Raw genomic sequence first — 17,625 nt, 5'->3', positions numbered from 1 at the left:
ATCACCGAATGTGGCACCCTCGACTATGTGACCGACAGTGATGACCGCACAGCGGACGTACGCGAGAAGACCGTCCTCGAACAGATGGGTGGCCTCACTGGCCTAGTGTCGTCGACTCTGCCGGTCATCGTGTTCGTGCCGGTCAACAACTACTTCGGGTTGGCAGCCGCGATCTGGTCGGCATTGGCTGTAGCACTCGGGGTGATGGTGTGGCGCCTCGTGCAGCGCGTCCCGATCCAGCCAGCGATCTCCGGCTTCTTCGGCGTCGGGATCTGTGCTTTCATCGCCTACCGAACCGGCGACGCCAAGGGCTACTTCCTGTTCGGTATCTACACCTCCCTCGCCTATGCAGGCGTGTTCATCGTCTCGATGCTCGCCCGATGGCCGCTCGTCGGAGTCGCCTGGGGCTATCTGAACAACAAGGGAACCGCATGGCGTTCGAGTCGTAGAGCAGTACGTTCCTACGATGTCGCGACGTTCGCCTGGGCCCTGGTGTTCGCCGCCCGATACCTGGTGCAGTCGAATTTGTACGACTCGGATCACACCGGTTGGCTGGCCGTGGCCCGTATCGGTATGGGCTGGCCCCTGACAGGTGTGGCGCTCCTGGTGACATTGTGGGCCGTTCGCCGCGCAGACCGTGCGCTCGAGGAGGCCCGGCCTGCTGATACCTCTGCGAATTCCTCTGCGGCCGCCGAGAACAGGTCAGGCGAGACCGACAGCCACCCGTAGTTCGTCCTCGACCTCCACCGAGGCAACGAACAGCAACTCGTCGCCGCCTTCGAGTGGATCGTCCTGTTGCGGCACGATGACACGGCCGCCGCGGAGGATTGTCACCAGCGCCGCATCGCGGGGCAATTTCAATTTTCTGACCGGCTTGCCCGCGAGCGGAGTGTTCTCCGGCAATGTCACCTCGACCAGATTCGCCTGGCCCTTACGGAACGTCATCAGGTGAACGAGGTCGCCCACGGACACCGCTTCCTCGACGAGCGAGGCGAGCATGCGCGGAGTCGACACGGCCACATCCACACCCCACGCCGAGTCGAACAGCCATTCGTTGCGAGGGTCGTTGACTCGAGCGACAACTCGATCGACACCGAACTCGGTCTTCGCGAGGAGACTGAGGACGAGGTTGGCTTTGTCATCGCCCGTAGCCGCGATGACCACGTCGTATGTTTCGAGCTGGGAGGCCTCGAGGAGAGTGAGCTCGCAGGCGTCGGCGAGCACCCACTCGGCTTCTGGGATTGCTTCGCGGTCGACGTGGTCCAGCTTGCGCTCGATCAGCATCACCGAATGCTTGTTGCGAATGAGTTCTCGGGCAATGGACCTACCAACGGCACCCGCGCCGGCGATTGCGACTCTCATGAAATCCCGTTCGTGTCGGTACGGATGTGGTCAGGCATCGGACGGTGGTGGATTGGAGGACAGTGCGACCGCCTCGGCGACCGTGCCGGACACAGCCGCAACGTAGATCTCGTCGTCGGACTGGATCACGGTCTTCTTGTCCGGGAGGATGCCCGTACCGAAGCGGATGATGAACGCCACGCGTGAGTGCGTCGCGTCCTCGAGCAACGAGACCTTCCGTCCGATCCAGCCCTCGTGAAAGTCCAGAAGAACCACAGCCACGCTGCCCGACGGGTCACGCCACTTGGTGGTGGGATCGTCGCGCAGCAGGTTGTGCAGGAAGCGATCGGTCGCCCAGGGCACCGTCGCGACGGTCGGGATGCCGAGCCGCTCGTACACCGCGGCGCGCTTGGCATCGTAAATTCTGGCCACCACCTTGTCGACGCCGAAGGTCTCCCTCGCGACGCGTGCGGCGATGATGTTGGAGTTGTCACCGGAGGAAACGGCGGCGAATGCCTCTGCCTTTTCGATCCCGGCTTTGACGAGAACGTCGCGGTCGAAGCCCATACCCACGACCCGATGGCCCTCGAACGACGGGTCCAAGCGAAGGAACGCCGTCTCGTCGCGATCGATGACGGCAACCTCGTGACCGATGCGTTGCAGAGCGCCGGCCAGCGATGCGCCCACTCGGCCACACCCCATCACCACTACGTACACAGGTCCAGCTCCATTCGGATGTCATCTGCAGGTCGTTTCGAGCGCATGCACCAACGTAATGGTCCACGTTGCAGTAATCGAGCGCAGGCTCTCGTGAGTCGCGTGGGGCGGGTCGGTTGGGTGGCCGCCGATGCGGCATTTCGTACACGGCGACGTTCGGTGAGCCCCATTTCGACGCTCCGGTGTTTCGTTGCGACGCGGACGGCCTACGCTTTCACCCGTGTCCAAGGTTTCGACCGCCGCGAAGCGGCTCGTGCTCGGTAGGCCCTTCCGTAGCGACAAGCTCGGTCACACCCTGCTCCCGAAGCGAATCGCGCTACCCGTCTTCGCTTCCGATGCGATGTCCTCGGTTGCCTACGCGCCGGAGGAGATCTTCCTCGTCCTGTCCGTCGCGGGGATCTCTGCCTACGCGTTCACACCATGGGTCGGACTCGCCGTCTGCATCGTCATGGCGGTCGTGGTGGCCAGCTACCGGCAGAACGTCCATGCCTATCCGTCCGGCGGTGGCGACTACGAGGTCGCGACGGTGAACCTGGGCCCGACAGCCGGACTGACCGTCGGCAGCGCGCTACTCGTCGACTACGTGCTGACGGTCGCGGTGTCCATCTCGGCGGCTGCGTCCAACATCGGTTCCGCGATCCCGTTCGTTGCGGACCACAAGGTGTTGTTCGCCGTGGTGGCGATCGTGCTGATCACCGCGATCAATCTGCGGGGCATCCGAGAATCCGGGGCAGCGTTCGCGATTCCGACCTACGCGTTCATGTTCGGAATGGTGCTGATGCTCGTGTGGGGGCTGACGCGCGTGTACGTGCTGGGGGAGGACGTACGGGCCGAGTCCGCGAGTTTCGAGTTGCAGGCCGAGGATTCGCACCTGTACGGGATCGCCTTTGCGTTCTTGGTCGCTCGTGCCTTCTCGTCCGGGTGTGCCGCGCTGACAGGCGTCGAGGCGATCAGCAACGGTGTGCCGGCTTTCCGCAAGCCGAAGTCACGGAACGCGGCGACCACGTTGCTGTTGCTCGGCACGATCGGGATCACGCTGCTGATGGGTATCATCATCCTGGCCCAGAAGGTGGGCATCCAATATGCCGCAGATCCAGCGGAGCAGTTGCTGGGTGCGCCGGAGGGATATAAACAGAAGACGTTGATCGCGCAGCTTGCGGAGACGGTGTTCTCGGGCTTCCCGATCGGATTCTTCTTCATCACCACGGTCACTGCGCTCATCCTGGTGTTGGCCGCCAACACGGCGTTCAACGGCTTCCCTGTTCTCGGCTCGGTGCTGGCACAGGACCGCTACCTGCCACGCCAACTGCACACGCGCGGCGATCGCCTGGCATTCAGCAACGGCATCCTGTTTCTCTCCGGTGCCGCAATCGCGTTCGTCGTCGTGTTCGGTGCAGAGGTCACTCAGCTCATTCAGCTGTACATCGTCGGAGTGTTCGTCTCGTTCACGCTGAGCCAGACCGGGATGATCCGGCACTGGAATCGGCATCTGAGGTCGGAGCAGGAACCGGCGGCGCGGCGAAAAATGATGCGCTCGCGCATGATCAACGGTGTCGGCTTGGCGATGACCGGAACGGTCCTCGTCATCGTGCTGGTCACCAAGTTCGCGGCCGGAGCGTGGATTGCCATCGTCGCCATGTTCGCGATCTTCGTTCTGATGCGCATGATTCGGCGGCACTACGACACTGTCGCGCGGGAACTCGAGAACGAGGAATGGGACGGCGTCCTTCCGAGTCGGACCCATTCGATCGTGCTCGTTTCCAAGCTGCACATGCCGACCAAGCGTGCGCTCGCCTACGCTCGCGCGACTCGACCCGACACGTTGGAGGCGATCACCGTCAACGTCGACGAGGCAGACACACGTGGCCTGGTCCGTGAATGGGAACGCAGCGATATCGCGGTGCCGTTGAAGGTCGTCGAGTCGCCGTATCGCGAGATCACCAAGCCGGTGCTCGATTACGTCAAACGCGTCCGACGGGATTCTCCCCGCGACGTGGTGACGGTGTTCATTCCGGAGTACGTGGTGGGACACTGGTGGGAGCAGATATTGCACAACCAGAGTGCGCTGCGGCTCAAGTCCCGACTGTTGTTCCAGCCCGGCGTGATGGTCACGAGCGTCCCGTGGCAGCTACGTTCTTCCGAGAAGGCCAAGAAGGAGTCGCCCCAGAACGCCCCGGGGGCATCGCGTCGCGGCTATGAGCAGCCGACGCAGCGCGGCGAAGACAACGGCGCAGGTAGGAAACCATGACCGAGAGTTGGTTCGGTCGGACTTTCGAGTCGACGCTCGGCGCGCCCGGCCACGGCGGCTTCTGCGTGGCTCGACACGAGGGCCGCGTGGTGTTCGTTCGGCACGGTTTGCCAGGCGAAGTGGTGCGCGTGCAGGTGACCGAGGACCGTGGCGGATCGTTCTGCCGTGCCGATGCGGTGGAGATCGTCGAGGGTTCCGCGGACAGGGTGTCTCCGCTGTGCCCGATCTCCGGTCCGGGCGGGTCAGGATGTTGTGACTATTCGCACGCGTCCTTGGCCGCCGGTCGAGCCATGAAGGCCTCGGTACTTCAGGAGCAGCTTCGAAGGGTCGCTGGTCTCGAACGCGATGTCGTCGTGGAGGAACTTCCGTTCACGGGCGACGGGACCGGGTGGCGTAGCCGGGTCCGCCTCGCCGTCGACGCCGCCGGCCGCGCCGGATTTCACCGGTATCGCAGTGCCACGATCGTCACCGAACTCGGTTGCCCCCAAGTTGTTCCGGGCGCGTTCGACGGATTGGACACGACTCGGTGGCGTCCCGGATCGGAAATCGTGGTGGCGGTCGACGGTGCTGGAGAGCGTCACGTCGTCGAGATCGCGCCCGCAGCCGTATCGCGGGCGGGGCGTCGATCGCCGGGCAGGCGCGGGGCGTCCGCTCGTCGCGCTGCGTCGGCCCGGCCGCGCGCGGAGAAGATTGTCGTCGGTAGCGGTCGCGCACACGAAACGGTCTTCGGCCGCGAATGGGAGCTCGATGCAACGGGGTTCTGGCAGGCGCATCGCGGAGCTGCGCAGGCCTACAGCGATGTGGTCGCCGAGTGGGCTGCTCCGAGCCTGGGTTCGGTCGCATGGGATCTGTACGGCGGTGTCGGAGTGTTCGCCGCGAGCATCGCCGACGCCGTCGGTTCGGACGGCACAGTTGTGAGCGTCGAGGTGTCCCCGCGTGCGGCAGCCGACGGTGCAAAGGCCCTTGGCGATCTCGCGCAGGTGCGATTCGCGCCAGGTCGGGTCGAACGCGCTTCCCAGCAGCTTCCGTCGCCGGAGGTGGTGGTGCTGGACCCGCCGCGTTCGGGTGCGGGCAAGGATGTCGTTTCTGCAATGGTCGCGCGCACTCCCGCGCGAATCGTCCATATCGGTTGCGACCCGGCGTCGTTCGCGCGTGATGCCGGGCTCTACATCGACGCCGGGTATCACTTCGAGGCCCTGCGCGCGTTCGACGCCTTTCCCGGCAGTCATCACGTGGAATCGATCGGACTGTTCGTCCGATAGCCGGCCGCCAGGTTCTACCGATGGTCGATCGTGGCGAGGAGTTCCGATGCTCGGTCCACGGTGGCCACGACTCGGTGAGATCCGCAGGAGCAGTGCTGATAGCCGATGGTTCCGTCGCTGGTGAAGTGTCGACTGGTGGTGCGCCACCGGTGGGTGTGTGCGTGCTGGCTGCTGTTTGCGATCGTTGCGGTATCCATGCTGACCACTGTGCTGTAATGGTCTTATGCACATCAACCCTTACGGTGAATATGCGGTTCGGCTCGGCGTCGAACTGTGCAATGTGCCGCCGGTATCGCCGGAGGAGCTGGGCAGCCGATGTTCCGCCGCTGGACTGGTCGTCGACACCGTGCCCACCGAGGAAGATCTGCGGGACACGACAGCATTCCTCGACGAATGGGTGGGAGTCGTCGATGCACGCACCGATGTCGAACGAGCCGATATCCTCAACGATCTGCTGGCCCGGGCATCGACGTACCCTCGGCTCACTGATCACGCAGGCGACGGCTGGCACATGCACTACCGAGACCCCAACATCGCGCTCGGCTCGGTGGTCAGGGCGTTGGTGAGCGTTGGGACGGCCCTGCACCTGACCGGACGCGGCATGGACCGCCTGGGCCGATGCGCCGCAGCCGACTGCGACGCGGTGTTCGCGGACGTCTCCCGAACCGGCCGCCAACGCTACTGCGGCACGGTGTGCTCCAACCGTGATGCAGTACGTCGCCACCGCGCGCGAGCGGCAGTCGGCCGGTCGAGATGACCGATCAGGTCTTTCGGTTGTAAAGACGCATCGTGATCGGTCCGAACACCGCCAGGAACCCGGCACAGATCGCCATCGTCACCGCAAGGGCAGCCGCATCGGGTTCCCCCGCCATCAGTGATCGGATCGATGTCACGAGAAAGCTGACCGGATTGACTTCCACGAACGCCTGGAGCCAACCAGGCATCGTCTGGGGATCGACGAAGATGTTGCTGGCGAAGGCGAGCGGAAACAGAATGAACATCGACACACCCATGACGGCGGACTCGGTCCGCACGATCATCGCGATCATGGTCCACACCCACGACAGGCAGAACGAGAAGAGCAGAAGCAGCGCAATCGACGCCACGACGCCGACGATGCCGCCTGCGGGCCTGAATCCGATCGCGAGACCGAGTGCCAGCACGATCACAGACGCGAGCGAGTAGCGAACGACGTCGCCGAGGAGCGCCCCGACGAGCGGTGACGGCCGCCAGATCGGTAGCGACCTGAACCGGTCGAACACCCCCTTCTCGATGTCCTTGTTCAAGGTCACGCCCGTGTACATGGTGATCATCACCACCGTCTGGACGAGAATCCCGGGTAGCAGAAACTGGATGTATGCATCGGTGGACCCGGCGAGGGCGCCTCCGAACAGGTAGGTGAACAGCAGCGTGAACATGATGGGGAACATGGTCACGTCGAAGAGCTGCTCCGGGACGTGCTTGATCTTCAGCAGGGCCCTCCAGCCGAAGGTGATGGACGTCGAGACAGCGTTCGGACGTGGCGGCCGTGGACCCGCGCTGCGCAGGACGTGCGCCACCGCGTCGGGTGCGGCCAGGTCGGTGGTGGACGTGGTCATGATGCTGCCTCGGTCTCGGTGTGCGTGTCGGTTTCTGTGGGATGGCCGGTCAGTGCGAGAAAGACCTCGTCGAGGCTGGGTTGCCCGATGGCGAACGATGCCACCGCGATTCCGGCACGCTCGAACTCGGGGAGCGCCGCGGCCACCGAGGCGGTCGAGTCGAGGCGTGCCGACAATGCCATCGGGTCGGCCTCGTAGACAACAGGTTCGGTCAACATCGAGCTGAGAATGTCGGCTGCCGCTGCGCGCATGGACGCCTCGACGACTCGCACGTGCAGCGAACCGGAACCGACCGAGGCCTTGAGTTCGCCGGTGGTGCCCTCGGCGATGACCTTCCCACGGTCGATCACTGCGATCCGACCGGCCAATTGATCGGCCTCGTCCAGGTATTGGGTCGTCAACAGAACTGTGGTGCCTCCATCGACCAAAGCGCGCACGATGTCCCAGACCTGGTTTCGGCTGCGTGGATCGAGCCCGGTCGTCGGCTCGTCGAGGAATATCAGTTCCGGAGTCACGATGATGCTGGCGGCAATGTCGATGCGACGCCGCATCCCACCCGAGTACGTCTTGACCTGTCGGTTACCTGCCTCGGCGATGCCGAACGCGGTGAGCAGCTCATCGGCTCGGGACCGCGCGGCGGGACGCGAGTATCCGTAGAGCCGCGCGAGCAGAATCAGATTCTCGGTTCCGGTCAGATCCTCGTCGAGCGAGGCGAACTGTCCGGTGAGGGAGACTTTGCCGCGGATGACGTCCGCTTCGGTCGAGAGGTCGTGCCCGAGCACACGGGCAGAGCCGCCGTCGATGGGCAGCAGCGTCGCCAACATTCGAATCGTCGTGGTCTTGCCGGCCCCGTTGGGGCCGAGGACGCCGTACACACCGCCGGTAGGTACCGACAGGTCTATTCCGGCGACTGCGACATTGTCGCCGAAACGCTTGATCAGGCCATTCGTCTCGATAGCCGTCCTGAAATCCATAGGTTCAGTATTGGTCGATGCGATCCGATGTCGCAATCGAATTTCCTCACCCGACCATCCGTGATGGGTGCCGCGTCGAATACATCTTGCGGCGGGAAAACGCGGAGGTTTCGGTGTGAGAGTCACATGAGCACTACTCTCTTGATCAATGAACGCGATCACTTTCGAAGACGTTGGGACCTGGCTCCGGTGAGCACTGCGAGTTCGGATTCGCCGCAAGAGAACCCGTCGGGGCACGGTGGCGACGGACCGGCGTGTGTGGTCCCCAGCGCGCAGCTGCGCAATCTGCGCGCGGACGAGGCCGAACGTCTCCGGCGCGTGATGGCAGCGGTCGCTTCCGGGGACCAGCGGGCGTTCGCCGAGCTCTACGACGCCACCTCGGCGCGCGTCTACGGCATGGTGCTGCGCGTACTGCGCGACCCGGGCTATTCGGAGGAAACCACGCAGGAGGTATTTCTGCAGATCTGGCGTTCGGCACCGAACTACGACCCGAACCAGGGAAGTCCGCTCGCCTGGATGATGACGCTTGCGCATCGCCGTGCGGTGGATCGGGTGCGGTCCGAGCAGTCCGGTACCGACCGCGAAGCCGCGTACGGGGCGATCAGTCACTCCCCGGAGCACGACGAAGTGCTCGAGGCGGTGACGCAGCGCCTCGAATCCGATGCCGTCGTGGCATGTCTGGACACGCTGACCGATACGCAGCGCGAGTCGGTGCGCATGGCCTACTACGGCGGATGGACTTACCGGGAGGTTGCTGAGCGGCTCGGGGTCGCTGTGCCCACCATCAAATCGCGCATACGGGACGGATTGATCAAGTTGAAGACTTGTCTGGGGGTGGCACCCTCATGAGTGAAGCATCGCGACAGCGGTTGCTCGATTCTGCAGAGGTCTACGCCCTGCATGCCGTCAGCGCGGCCGAGCAAGCCGAGATAGAGCACAACCTCGATTCGGTCGACGGCACGTCCCGGGTGCAGTTCGGCGTCCTCGTCAGCGAGATTCGGGAAACCCTGGCGTTGGTATCGGTGCTCGACGCCACCGACCCACCGGCAGAGCTGAAAGCGCGTGTTCTCGACGAGATACCGCACATCACACAGGTCGAGTCGACGCTCGCGGCGGCAACGAACGTCACGAGCATTCGGCGCCATCGAGCTCGCGGAACGGGACGCTGGCGGACGACCCTGATGGCTGCTGCGGCAGTGGTGGTCGTGGCGGTCGGTGGAGTCGTCGTCGTCACTCAGGTCATCGGTGACGATCCCGGACTCACACAGGCCGAGCAGATCGTCGCCGCGCCGGACACCCGCCGCGAGATCGCGGAATTCCCCGGTGGCGGAACGGCGACGGTGTCGTACTCACCGGAGTCCGACGCTGTTGTGATGACCATGGACGGTGTCTCTCCGCCTGCGGCGGGACAGGACTACCAGATGTGGTTCGTCGACGGCACGCCACGCTCGGTCGGTCTCGTGACCCCGGAGCAGCTGGCAGGCGGGGAGGAGACGGTGATCGAGGGTGTGGGTTCCGCCACCAACTTCGCGTTCTCGCTCGAACCGGCAGGCGGTTCGCCGCAGCCGACCGAGGTGTTGACGTTGGTGGACCTGAATACCTGAGCAGTTGCCTCGGATTCGGTATCGGGCGCTTCAGCGCCCGATATCGAACGGGCCGAGCGATTTGATCGCGGTGTTCATCTGGTAGTAGGCACCCGTAGCCAGGTTCGTCAGCAACGCCAGTTTCACCTCGGCGGCGTCGCGGGTCAGCTCGGCGAAATTCTCGTCGGAGATGACTGCGACGGACAGGTCGGTCTCAGCTCGGAAGTCGAGGATGAACTTCGTCCGCGCTAGCAACGGCATCTCACCGAAGCTCATTCCGGGGGACAAGGTGGAAATCCGGTGGTGCGAACCGTCGGGCGCCGTGAACGTCGAGCTCGCCTGGCCGGCGAGAATCAAGAACAGCCCCGCGGTCGATTGTCCGGTGCTCACGATGAGTTCCTCACGCGAGTAGCTCCGGTATTCGAGGACCGCTGCCACGCGGTCGTACTGTTCTGCTGTCAGGCCCGACAGCACCGGGTGATCGCGGGGGAGAACCTTCTCCGGTTGGCGTGGTCCGACGCAGAAGCGGTCGAGCAGCAGCTCCTCGGCCCATTGGATCGCCGACCCCAGGTCACCGAATACTCGCCCATCCGGCGCAGTAGGGTCGACACTCGACGCAGTCTGACCCAGTACTGCTCGCGGGTCGACGAGAGATGCGCGACACCCGCGGGCGGAGAGTTGCTTTCGCAGCGCGGAGAGCATGCCGCGTGCAACCTCGCTCACGTCGTCGACTCCTCGTACGTCGAGGACCAGGGCATCCAAGTCCTCGTCGAGGTTGCCGATTTCTCTGACCGCAGTCTCGGCGCCGGAGAAGAGCAGGTCGCCGTGAAGTTCGTAGATGCGCGCGCGGGTACCGAACTGAGCGAGTGCTTCCTGCTCGACTTCGCTACGCCGTCTACGTGACGGAGTCTCCGCGACCGTGTACCGGTTGCGGATGGCAGAGCGCGAGGCGCGTGTGACATGCAGAAAGTGAAGCTCGAGCTTCTTCGACATCGTCCTGCACGCCTCGACGCCGCGAACGCTGTTGCCGTGCTCATCCAACCTCGGCGAGTAGACCGCGATTCCCATCTGACCGGGCAGCACCGCGACGATGCCTCCGCCGACACCACTCTTGGCGGGCATGCCGACGCTGGCCACCCAGTCGCCCGCACCGTCGTACATACCGCAGGTGGTCATCACGCTCAGCACCCGTTCGACGAGGGCAGGAGCGAGCACTCGCTGCTGCGTCCGAGGATTGATGCCGTTGTTCGCCAGCGTCGCCGCCATCATCGCGAGGTCGGCTGCGGTCACATCGATGGAGCACTGTCGGAAATACAGATCCACTGCGGCGTCCGGATTGTCCTCGATGATCCCGAACGATCGGAGCATGTAGCCGATGGCCCGGTTGCGGTTGCCGGTTCTGGCCTCCGATTCGTAGACAGCGGAGTTGAATGTCAACCGGCGCCCCGCGTAGTTCGAGTAGGCGGTGAGGATGCGTTCGAAACGATCCTCGGCCGAGTCGCCTTCGATCAGCGATGCCGAGGTGATGGCGCCGGCGTTGATCATGGGGTTGCGTGGACGTTCGGTGACAGGATCGAGGCTGATCTCGTTGAAGGGTTCGCCGGACGGCTCGACGTCGATCTTGCGCGCTACCGCCGCCTCACCGTGATCGGCGAGGGCGAGGCCGTAGGTGAAGGGCTTGGAGATCGACTGAATGGTGAACGGCATGGCCGTGTCGCCGATTTCGTAGACGTATCCGTCACTGGTGGCCAGAGCTATCCCGAAGCCGTCCGGAGCGACGGCCGCCAACTCGGGGATGTAGTCGGCGACGGACCCCGAGGTGTTGCCCCGGCAGGCCTCGTACACGTTCGTCAGGATCTGGTCGACCACGGTAGGCATGAAGCCCACCCTATTCCCCGGGTTGCGCGGTTTCGCTGTGATGACCGACGCGTCGTGTGTGGTTGGGGCGGCGGTACGGCCGCAGTACTGTCGGGTGCTAAGTAGACTCAGATGTGACTGTTCGCGGTGACGATCACTGCGAACTCGAGACCGATATTGTCGGCCGGAGGGAGCGATCTCGTTGGGTGTCCTAGCTCGAGTTCAGACGCCCGAGGACTTGCGCCGCCTGGCCCCGTCCGAGGTGAAAGATCTGGCCGGAGAAATCCGTGAGTTCTTGGTGGAAACGGTGTCGGCGACCGGCGGCCACCTCGGCCCGAACCTGGGCGTCGTGGAGCTGACGTTGGCTTTGCATCGGACGTTCACCTCACCGCATGACCCGATCATTTTCGATACCGGTCATCAGGCGTACGTACACAAGATGATCACCGGCCGGACCGGGGCATTCGCCTCGCTCCGCAAGCAGGGTGGTCTGTCGGGTTATCCCTCGCGCGGGGAAAGCGAGCACGACTGGGTGGAGTCCTCGCATGCGTCGGCATCACTGTCGTATGCCGACGGTCTGGCGAAGGCGTTCGAGCTACGAGGCCAGCACGATCGACATGTGGTCGCGGTGGTCGGTGACGGTGCCCTCACCGGAGGAATGTGCTGGGAAGCGCTCAACAACATCGCGGCGGGCAAGGATCGTTCGGTGGTCATCGTCGTCAACGACAACGGCCGTTCCTACTCTCCGACGATAGGCGGACTCGCGGAGCATCTGACTGCTTTGCGGCTGCAACCGGGCTACGAGCGAATCCTGGACAACGGCCGGCGCATCGTCCGGAAGATTCCACTCGTCGGCAAGACTGCGTACGCGATGTTGCACGGGATGAAGGCCGGGGTGAAGGACGCCGTCAGCCCGCAGGTGCTGTTCACCGATCTGGGCATCAAATATCTCGGGCCCGTGGATGGTCACGATGAGCAGGCGCTGGAGTCTGCCTTCCGTCGCGCGAAGGCGTATGGGGGTCCGGTGATCGTGCACGCGGTCACGCGCAAAGGTATGGGTTACGCGCACGCCGAGAACAATGTCGCCGATCAGATGCATGCGACGGGTGTCATCGATCCACTGACCGGGCTGGCGCGCTCTCAGTCTGCTCCCGACTGGACGTCGGTGTTCTCTCGAGAACTGATCGATCGGGCCGCCGAGCGAGACGATATTGTCGCCATCACTGCCGCGATGGCGGGACCGACCGGCCTTGCCGCGTTCGGTGAGAGGTTCCCCGATCGACTGTTCGACGTGGGCATCGCCGAGCAGCACGCGGTGACTTCTGCAGCGGGACTCGCTCTCGGCGGTATGCATCCTGTGGTGGCGGTGTATTCGACCTTCTTGAACCGGGCTTTCGATCAGCTGCTCATGGATGTGGCGCTGCTGAATCTGCCTGTCACCCTGGTGCTGGATCGCGCCGGCGTCACGGGCGCGGACGGCGCGAGCCACAACGGCATGTGGGACATGTCTCTGCTCGGTATCGTGCCCGGAATGAGGGTCGCTGCGCCCCGCGATTGCAGCACTCTGCGTGAAGAACTCGGTGAAGCTCTCGCCGTCGATGACGGACCGACAGCGTTGCGATTCCCGAAGGGCGCCGTCACCGAGGACATCCCGGCGTTGCGACGCCTGGATGGCGTGGTGGATGTACTTGCGGAACCGCCGACGGCGAGCGGTGACGTGTTGATCGTCTCTGTGGGTGTCTTTGCCGGGCTCGCAATGGAGACCGCTGCGAAGCTGACCGAGCTGGGTTTGTCGGTGGCTGTGGTCGATCCGCGGTGGGTCCTTCCCGTGCCCGAGTCGTTGCTCAAGCTCGCCGAGGACTACAAACTCGTGGTGACGATCGAGGATTCGGGTGTCCACGGAGGCGTCGGCTCGAGTGTGTCGGCGTCGATACGTGCTGTTGGAGTGGACACTGTGTGCCGCGACGTGGGTGTGCCGCAGCGGTTCCTCGATCACGCCTCGCGTGAGCAGATCCACCGCGAGCTGGGTCTCACCGCGACCGACTTGACGCAACGAATCGCGGGTTGGGCCGGGGCGCTGTAGCCGTAGACGGGGCCTGTATGTGGACGGGGTGTCAGCCGCTGAACTCGCCTGCGGCCGGCGCCCACTCGGTGATCTTGACGTCCTCGACGAGTCCGGCGAGCACGAACGGATCGTGCGTGAACTGGCGTGCCACGGCGTCGCGGTCGGGCGACTGGACGATGAACATGGCCCCGCTGTGGTCGGCGAGTGGACCTGACGAACGGATGATCTTTCGCCGAATCATCTCTCGAACCCAAGCACGGTGGTCGGTGCGATGATCGTCCCGACCGCCGGAGGTCTCGGGCGTGTACGAATATTCGACGACAAACATGGGCATGATGGGAACCCTCCTCGTGCCTGTGGTGTGAGATCATCGTGGACCTCCTCAGCGCCCGACGTGGCCGGTTTGAACGATTTCACCTGGGTTCACAGGCTTCGTAGCGGGGACGAATCCTCCCCATGTGCGTGGAAATACGTGTCCTGCTATGTATTTCCGCGCACATGGGGAGGGAACGAGAGAGCCCGGCACTCCTGTAGGGAGTGCCGGGCTCTTCGGTCGAGCTGGGCTACCTAGACGTTGGCTACGCCCTGTGCGAGGAACCGCTTACCGGTCACCGCTTCGGATGTGCCGGTGCGGTCGAGGTACGGGGTGATGCCGCCGTTCCAGAAGCCGAATCCACCACCGAGTAGCAGGCAGAGGTCGATGTCCTCCGGGGCCGCGACGACGCCCTCGTCGAGCATGATGCGGATCTCGTCCGCGATTGCACGACGCGTGCGATCGAGTACCTGCTCGCTGGTCGACGGAGAGTCACCCTGAGGCCACATATCGGCGACCTCCGGGTCGACGATCTGCCCCTCGGGTCCGTAGGTCCAGACTCCGGCCTTCTTGGCCTCGACGAGCGCGCGGAATCCGGGGGAGTCCTTGAACCGGTCGGGGTAGGCCTCGGCGAGCGTCTCGGCTGTGTGCAGCGCAACCGCCGGGCCCACCAGGGCCAGCAGCGTCAGCGGGCTCATCGGCATACCGAGCTCGCCGACGGCGCTATCGGCGACCTCGAACGGGGTGCCCTCGTCGATGGCGCTGATGATCTCGTTCGATGCGCGCGTCACGAGGCGGTTGAACACGAAGCCCGGCAGATCGGCGCACAGGACGGCAGACTTCTTGAGAGTCTTCGCAGTCGCGAATGCCGTTGCCAGAGTGGCATCGTCGGTCTTCTCGCCCTTGACGACCTCGAGCAACGGGAGGACGGCAACGGGATTGAAGAAGTGGAAGCCGACCACGCGCTCTGGGTGCTTCAAGTCCGCCGCCATCTTCGTGATCGACAGCGAGGAGGTGTTGGTAGCGAGAATCGTCTCGGGCGAGACGAATTCCTCGACCTCGGCGAACACCTTCTTCTTCACGTCGAGGTTCTCGAACACTGCCTCGATGACGAAATCTGTGTTGGCGAACGCCGACTTGTCGATCGAGCCGGACACCAGCGCCTTGAGTCGGTTCGCGGCATCCGGGGAGAGGCGCTTCTTGCCGAGGAGCTTGTCGATTTCGGCGTGAACGTAGCCGACGCCCTTGTCGATGCGCTCCTGATCGATATCGGTGAGAATCACCGGCACCTTCAGCTGACGGACGAACAGCAGGGCGAGCTGGCTGGCCATCAGACCGGCACCGACGATGCCGACTCCGGAGACCTTGCGAGCGAGGGACTTGTCCGGTGCTCCGGCGGGACGCTTCGCGCGCTTCTGTACCAGGTCGAATGCGTACAGGCCGGCACGCAACTCGTCTTTGACCAGCAGGGTCGAGAGCGCTTCGTCCTCGGCTGCGAATGCCTTGTCGAGCGAGGCGGGGTCGGTGATGTCGGTGTTCTTGGCGAGCTCGAGCAATTCGACGGCGGCGACGGGGCCGGGTGCGAAGTTGTTCGTCTTGCCCGCAACGATTGCCTTGGCGCGAGTGATGGCGTCGTCCCAGGCCTGACCGCGATCGATCTCGGGACGGGTCGGGACGATCTCACCGGTGATGACCTGCGCCGCCCAGGCGAGGGACTGCTCGATGAAGTCCGCGCCACCGAAGAGGGCGTCGGCGATCCCGAGATCGACTGCCTGCTGCGGCTTGAGGACCCGGTTCTGGTTGAGCGAGTTCTCGATGACGACCGTCACGGCATTGGAGGCGCCGATGATGTTGGGCAGCAACTGAGTTCCGCCCCAGCCCGGGACCAGGCCGAGGAATGCCTCGGGCAGGCCGAGTGCAGCGGCGTTCTCCGCGACCGTGCGGTAGTGCGAGTGCAGACCCACTTCGAGTCCGCCACCGAGGGCGGCACCGTTGATGAAGGCGAACGTCGGAATGGTCGACTCGCGCAGACGCCGGAAGACCTTGTGGCCGAGCTGCCCGATCTGCAGCGCCTCGTCCTTGGTCTTGATGTTCGGCACACCGTTGAGGTCGGCGCCGACGGCGAAGATGAACGGCTTACCGGTGATGGCGATCGCCACCGGGTTCGCGGCGAACGCCTCGTCGAGGGCGGCGTCGAGCCGCGCGAGGCCGGCCGGGCCGAATGTCGACGGCTTGGTGTGATCGAACCCGTTGTCGAGGGTGACCAGTGCGATGGAGCCGTCGAGGCCGGGCACCGAGACGATCTTGGTGTACGCGTTCGTGACTACCTCGTCCGTGAACGCTGTCGTTATGTCACTCATTTGGCTGCTCCCGCTCCATGGGTCGTTCCTGCAGGCTTCACTCCCGCGTAGTCAGCGTGCTTGGGGTTCTCCCAGATGACGGTGCCGCCCATGCCAAGACCGATGCACATGGTCGTCAGGCCGTACCGGACGTCGGGCGCCTCGGCGAACTGGCGGCTCAGCTGAGTCATCAGACGAATACCCGAGGAGGCAAGCGGGTGGCCGCACGCGATCGCGCCGCCCCACTGGTTGACGCGGGGATCGTCGTCGGCAATGCCGAAGTGCTCGAGAAAGGCGAGTACCTGGACGGCAAAGGCTTCGTTGATCTCGAACAGACCGATGTCTTCGATGCTCAATCCGGTTCGGCCGAGCAGCTTCTCGGTGGCCGGCACCGGGCCGATGCCCATGACGGCCGGGTCGACGCCGGCGAAGGAGAAGCCGACCATCCGCATGCCGATGTTCAGGCCGAGCTCGTGTGCGGTGTCCTCGCCGGCGAGGATCGCGGCGGTGGCACCGTCGTTGAGGCCTGCTGCATTGCCTGCGGTGACGCGGCCGGCGGGCCGGAACGGCGTCTTGAGCTTGGCGAGGTCCGAGGTTGTCGTGCCGGGGCGGGGCGGCTCGTCCTCGGTGGCCAGGCCCCAGCCTGCTGCGGACTTGGTGGCGACGGGGACGAGCGTATCGGCGAGCAAGCCGGCCTTCTTGGCGGCGTCGTACTTGTTCTGGCTGGCGACGGCGTAGGCGTCGGTGCGTTCCTTGGTGATGGTGGGAAAGCGATCGTGCAGGTTCTCGGCCGTGTTGCCCATGACGAGGGCGCTGGGATCGACCAGTTTGTCGGCGAGGAAGCGCGGGTTGGGGTCGGCGCCCTCACCCATCGGGTGATGTCCCATGTGCTCGACGCCGCCGGCGATGACCACGTCGTACTGGCCGAATCCGATTCCCGATCCGGTGGTGGTGACCGAGGTCATTGCACCGGCACACATGCGGTCGATGGCGAAGCCCGGAACGCTGCGGGGGAGTCCGGCGAGGAGTGCAGAGGTGCGGCCGATTGTCAGGCCCTGATCACCGGTCTGCGTCGTAGCGGCAATGGCAACCTCGTCGATCCGCTCTGGCGGTAGGGAGGGGTTCTTCCGCAGCAGTTCGCGGATGGCCTTGACGACGAGGTCGTCGGCGCGAGTGTCGGCGTACATGCCCTTGGGGCCTGCCTTGCCGAATGGGGTACGGATGCCGTCGACGAACACGACATTCCGCTGTGAATTGGTGGATGCGGGTACTGACACGCTTCGATCCTCCCGAGAAGATGCGGTCGATTGGCCCGGCCGACGCCGGGC

At 64.4% G+C, this 17,625-nt stretch carries 15 protein-coding genes and 1 pseudogene; 7 read left to right on the top strand and 9 right to left on the bottom strand.

The genetic code is table 11. The features are described from left to right. Positions 1-84 precede the first annotated feature (84 nt). A complete protein-coding gene (locus J1M86_RS16945; RefSeq protein ID WP_206511089.1) occupies positions 85-729 on the top strand; it encodes a DUF3159 domain-containing protein in 645 nt (214 codons plus the stop codon). Here J1M86_RS16945 and J1M86_RS16940 read toward each other — a convergent pair. Both J1M86_RS16940 and J1M86_RS16935 read right to left on the bottom strand, forming a co-directional pair. Continuing rightward, entirely contained in the window at positions 703-1,362 is a 660-nt protein-coding gene (locus J1M86_RS16940; RefSeq protein WP_075840031.1) for a TrkA family potassium uptake protein, read from the bottom strand. The two genes, J1M86_RS16945 and J1M86_RS16940, sit on opposite strands and share 27 nt — an antisense overlap. A 30-nt stretch (positions 1,363-1,392) precedes the next feature. Then, positions 1,393-2,058 (bottom strand): TrkA family potassium uptake protein, encoded by a 666-nt coding sequence (locus J1M86_RS16935; RefSeq protein ID WP_075840030.1) that lies wholly within the window; start codon positions 2,056-2,058, stop codon positions 1,393-1,395. A 220-nt stretch (positions 2,059-2,278) separates the two neighbouring features. On the opposite strand from J1M86_RS16935, the gene J1M86_RS16930 reads away from it, so the two are divergent. Together J1M86_RS16930 and J1M86_RS16925 are read left to right on the top strand one after the other, a co-directional pair. After that, positions 2,279-4,306 (top strand): APC family permease, encoded by a 2,028-nt coding sequence (locus J1M86_RS16930; protein WP_075840029.1) that lies wholly within the window; start codon positions 2,279-2,281, stop codon positions 4,304-4,306. After that, complete coding sequence (locus J1M86_RS16925; protein ID WP_206510733.1) at positions 4,303-5,568, top strand: class I SAM-dependent RNA methyltransferase; 1,266 nt, start codon at positions 4,303-4,305, stop codon at positions 5,566-5,568. The genes J1M86_RS16930 and J1M86_RS16925 overlap by 4 nt, the downstream gene beginning before the upstream one ends. A 14-nt stretch (positions 5,569-5,582) precedes the next feature. Here the strand turns inward: J1M86_RS16925 and J1M86_RS16920 are convergent, their stop codons facing one another. Then, complete coding sequence (locus tag J1M86_RS16920; RefSeq protein ID WP_075840196.1) at positions 5,583-5,765, bottom strand: hypothetical protein; 183 nt, start codon at positions 5,763-5,765, stop codon at positions 5,583-5,585. 26 nt (positions 5,766-5,791) lie between these two features. Between J1M86_RS16920 and J1M86_RS16915 the strand changes: the two genes are divergently transcribed. Then, a complete protein-coding gene (locus J1M86_RS16915; protein WP_206510732.1) occupies positions 5,792-6,325 on the top strand; it encodes a CGNR zinc finger domain-containing protein in 534 nt (177 codons plus the stop codon). A gap of 4 nt (positions 6,326-6,329) precedes the next feature. On the opposite strand, the gene J1M86_RS16910 is transcribed toward J1M86_RS16915, so the two are convergent. Then, positions 6,330-7,166 carry an ABC transporter permease gene (locus J1M86_RS16910; RefSeq protein ID WP_075840027.1) on the bottom strand — a complete coding sequence of 279 codons (837 nt, stop codon included), beginning with the start codon at positions 7,164-7,166 and terminating at the stop codon, positions 6,330-6,332. After that, the gene (locus J1M86_RS16905) at positions 7,163-8,140 is read right to left on the bottom strand and encodes an ATP-binding cassette domain-containing protein (RefSeq protein WP_206510731.1); all 978 of its coding nucleotides are present in this window, start codon (positions 8,138-8,140) and stop codon (positions 7,163-7,165) included. Before J1M86_RS16905 ends, J1M86_RS16910 begins: the two co-directional genes overlap by 4 nt. Before the next feature lie 126 nt (positions 8,141-8,266). Between J1M86_RS16905 and J1M86_RS16900 the strand changes: the two genes are divergently transcribed. Then, positions 8,267-8,989 (top strand): sigma-70 family RNA polymerase sigma factor, encoded by a 723-nt coding sequence (locus J1M86_RS16900; RefSeq protein ID WP_075840025.1) that lies wholly within the window; start codon positions 8,267-8,269, stop codon positions 8,987-8,989. After that, positions 8,986-9,744, top strand: a complete 759-nt coding sequence (locus tag J1M86_RS16895; protein ID WP_206510730.1) for an anti-sigma factor — start codon at positions 8,986-8,988, stop codon at positions 9,742-9,744. The genes J1M86_RS16900 and J1M86_RS16895 overlap by 4 nt, the downstream gene beginning before the upstream one ends. Before the next feature lie 30 nt (positions 9,745-9,774). On the opposite strand, the gene glsA is transcribed toward J1M86_RS16895, so the two are convergent. Next, positions 9,775-11,601: a glutaminase A gene (gene glsA / locus J1M86_RS16890; protein ID WP_206510729.1), complete on the bottom strand. Its 1,827-nt coding sequence runs from the start codon at positions 11,599-11,601 to the stop codon at positions 9,775-9,777. A gap of 181 nt (positions 11,602-11,782) precedes the next feature. On the opposite strand from glsA, the pseudogene dxs reads away from it, so the two are divergent. Further along, a pseudogene (gene dxs / locus J1M86_RS16885) lies at positions 11,783-13,648 on the top strand (1-deoxy-D-xylulose-5-phosphate synthase); the annotation flags it as partial. 46 nt (positions 13,649-13,694) lie between these two features. Here the strand turns inward: dxs and J1M86_RS16880 are convergent. From J1M86_RS16880 to J1M86_RS16870, 3 genes are all read right to left on the bottom strand, one after another. Continuing rightward, entirely contained in the window at positions 13,695-13,979 is a 285-nt protein-coding gene (locus tag J1M86_RS16880; RefSeq protein ID WP_206510728.1) for a YciI family protein, read from the bottom strand. Between the two features lie 233 nt (positions 13,980-14,212). Further along, a complete protein-coding gene (locus tag J1M86_RS16875) occupies positions 14,213-16,318 on the bottom strand; it encodes a 3-hydroxyacyl-CoA dehydrogenase NAD-binding domain-containing protein (protein WP_206510724.1) in 2,106 nt (701 codons plus the stop codon). Next, positions 16,315-17,574 carry a thiolase family protein gene (locus J1M86_RS16870; protein WP_206510723.1) on the bottom strand — a complete coding sequence of 420 codons (1,260 nt, stop codon included), beginning with the start codon at positions 17,572-17,574 and terminating at the stop codon, positions 16,315-16,317. The genes J1M86_RS16875 and J1M86_RS16870 overlap by 4 nt, the downstream gene beginning before the upstream one ends. Between the last annotated feature and the right edge of the window lie 51 nt (positions 17,575-17,625).

The organism is Rhodococcus sp. KRD197 (genome assembly GCF_017168235.1).
GTDB lineage: Bacteria > Actinomycetota > Actinomycetes > Mycobacteriales > Mycobacteriaceae > Rhodococcoides.
This window is presented reverse-complemented; position numbering and strand designations above follow the sequence as displayed.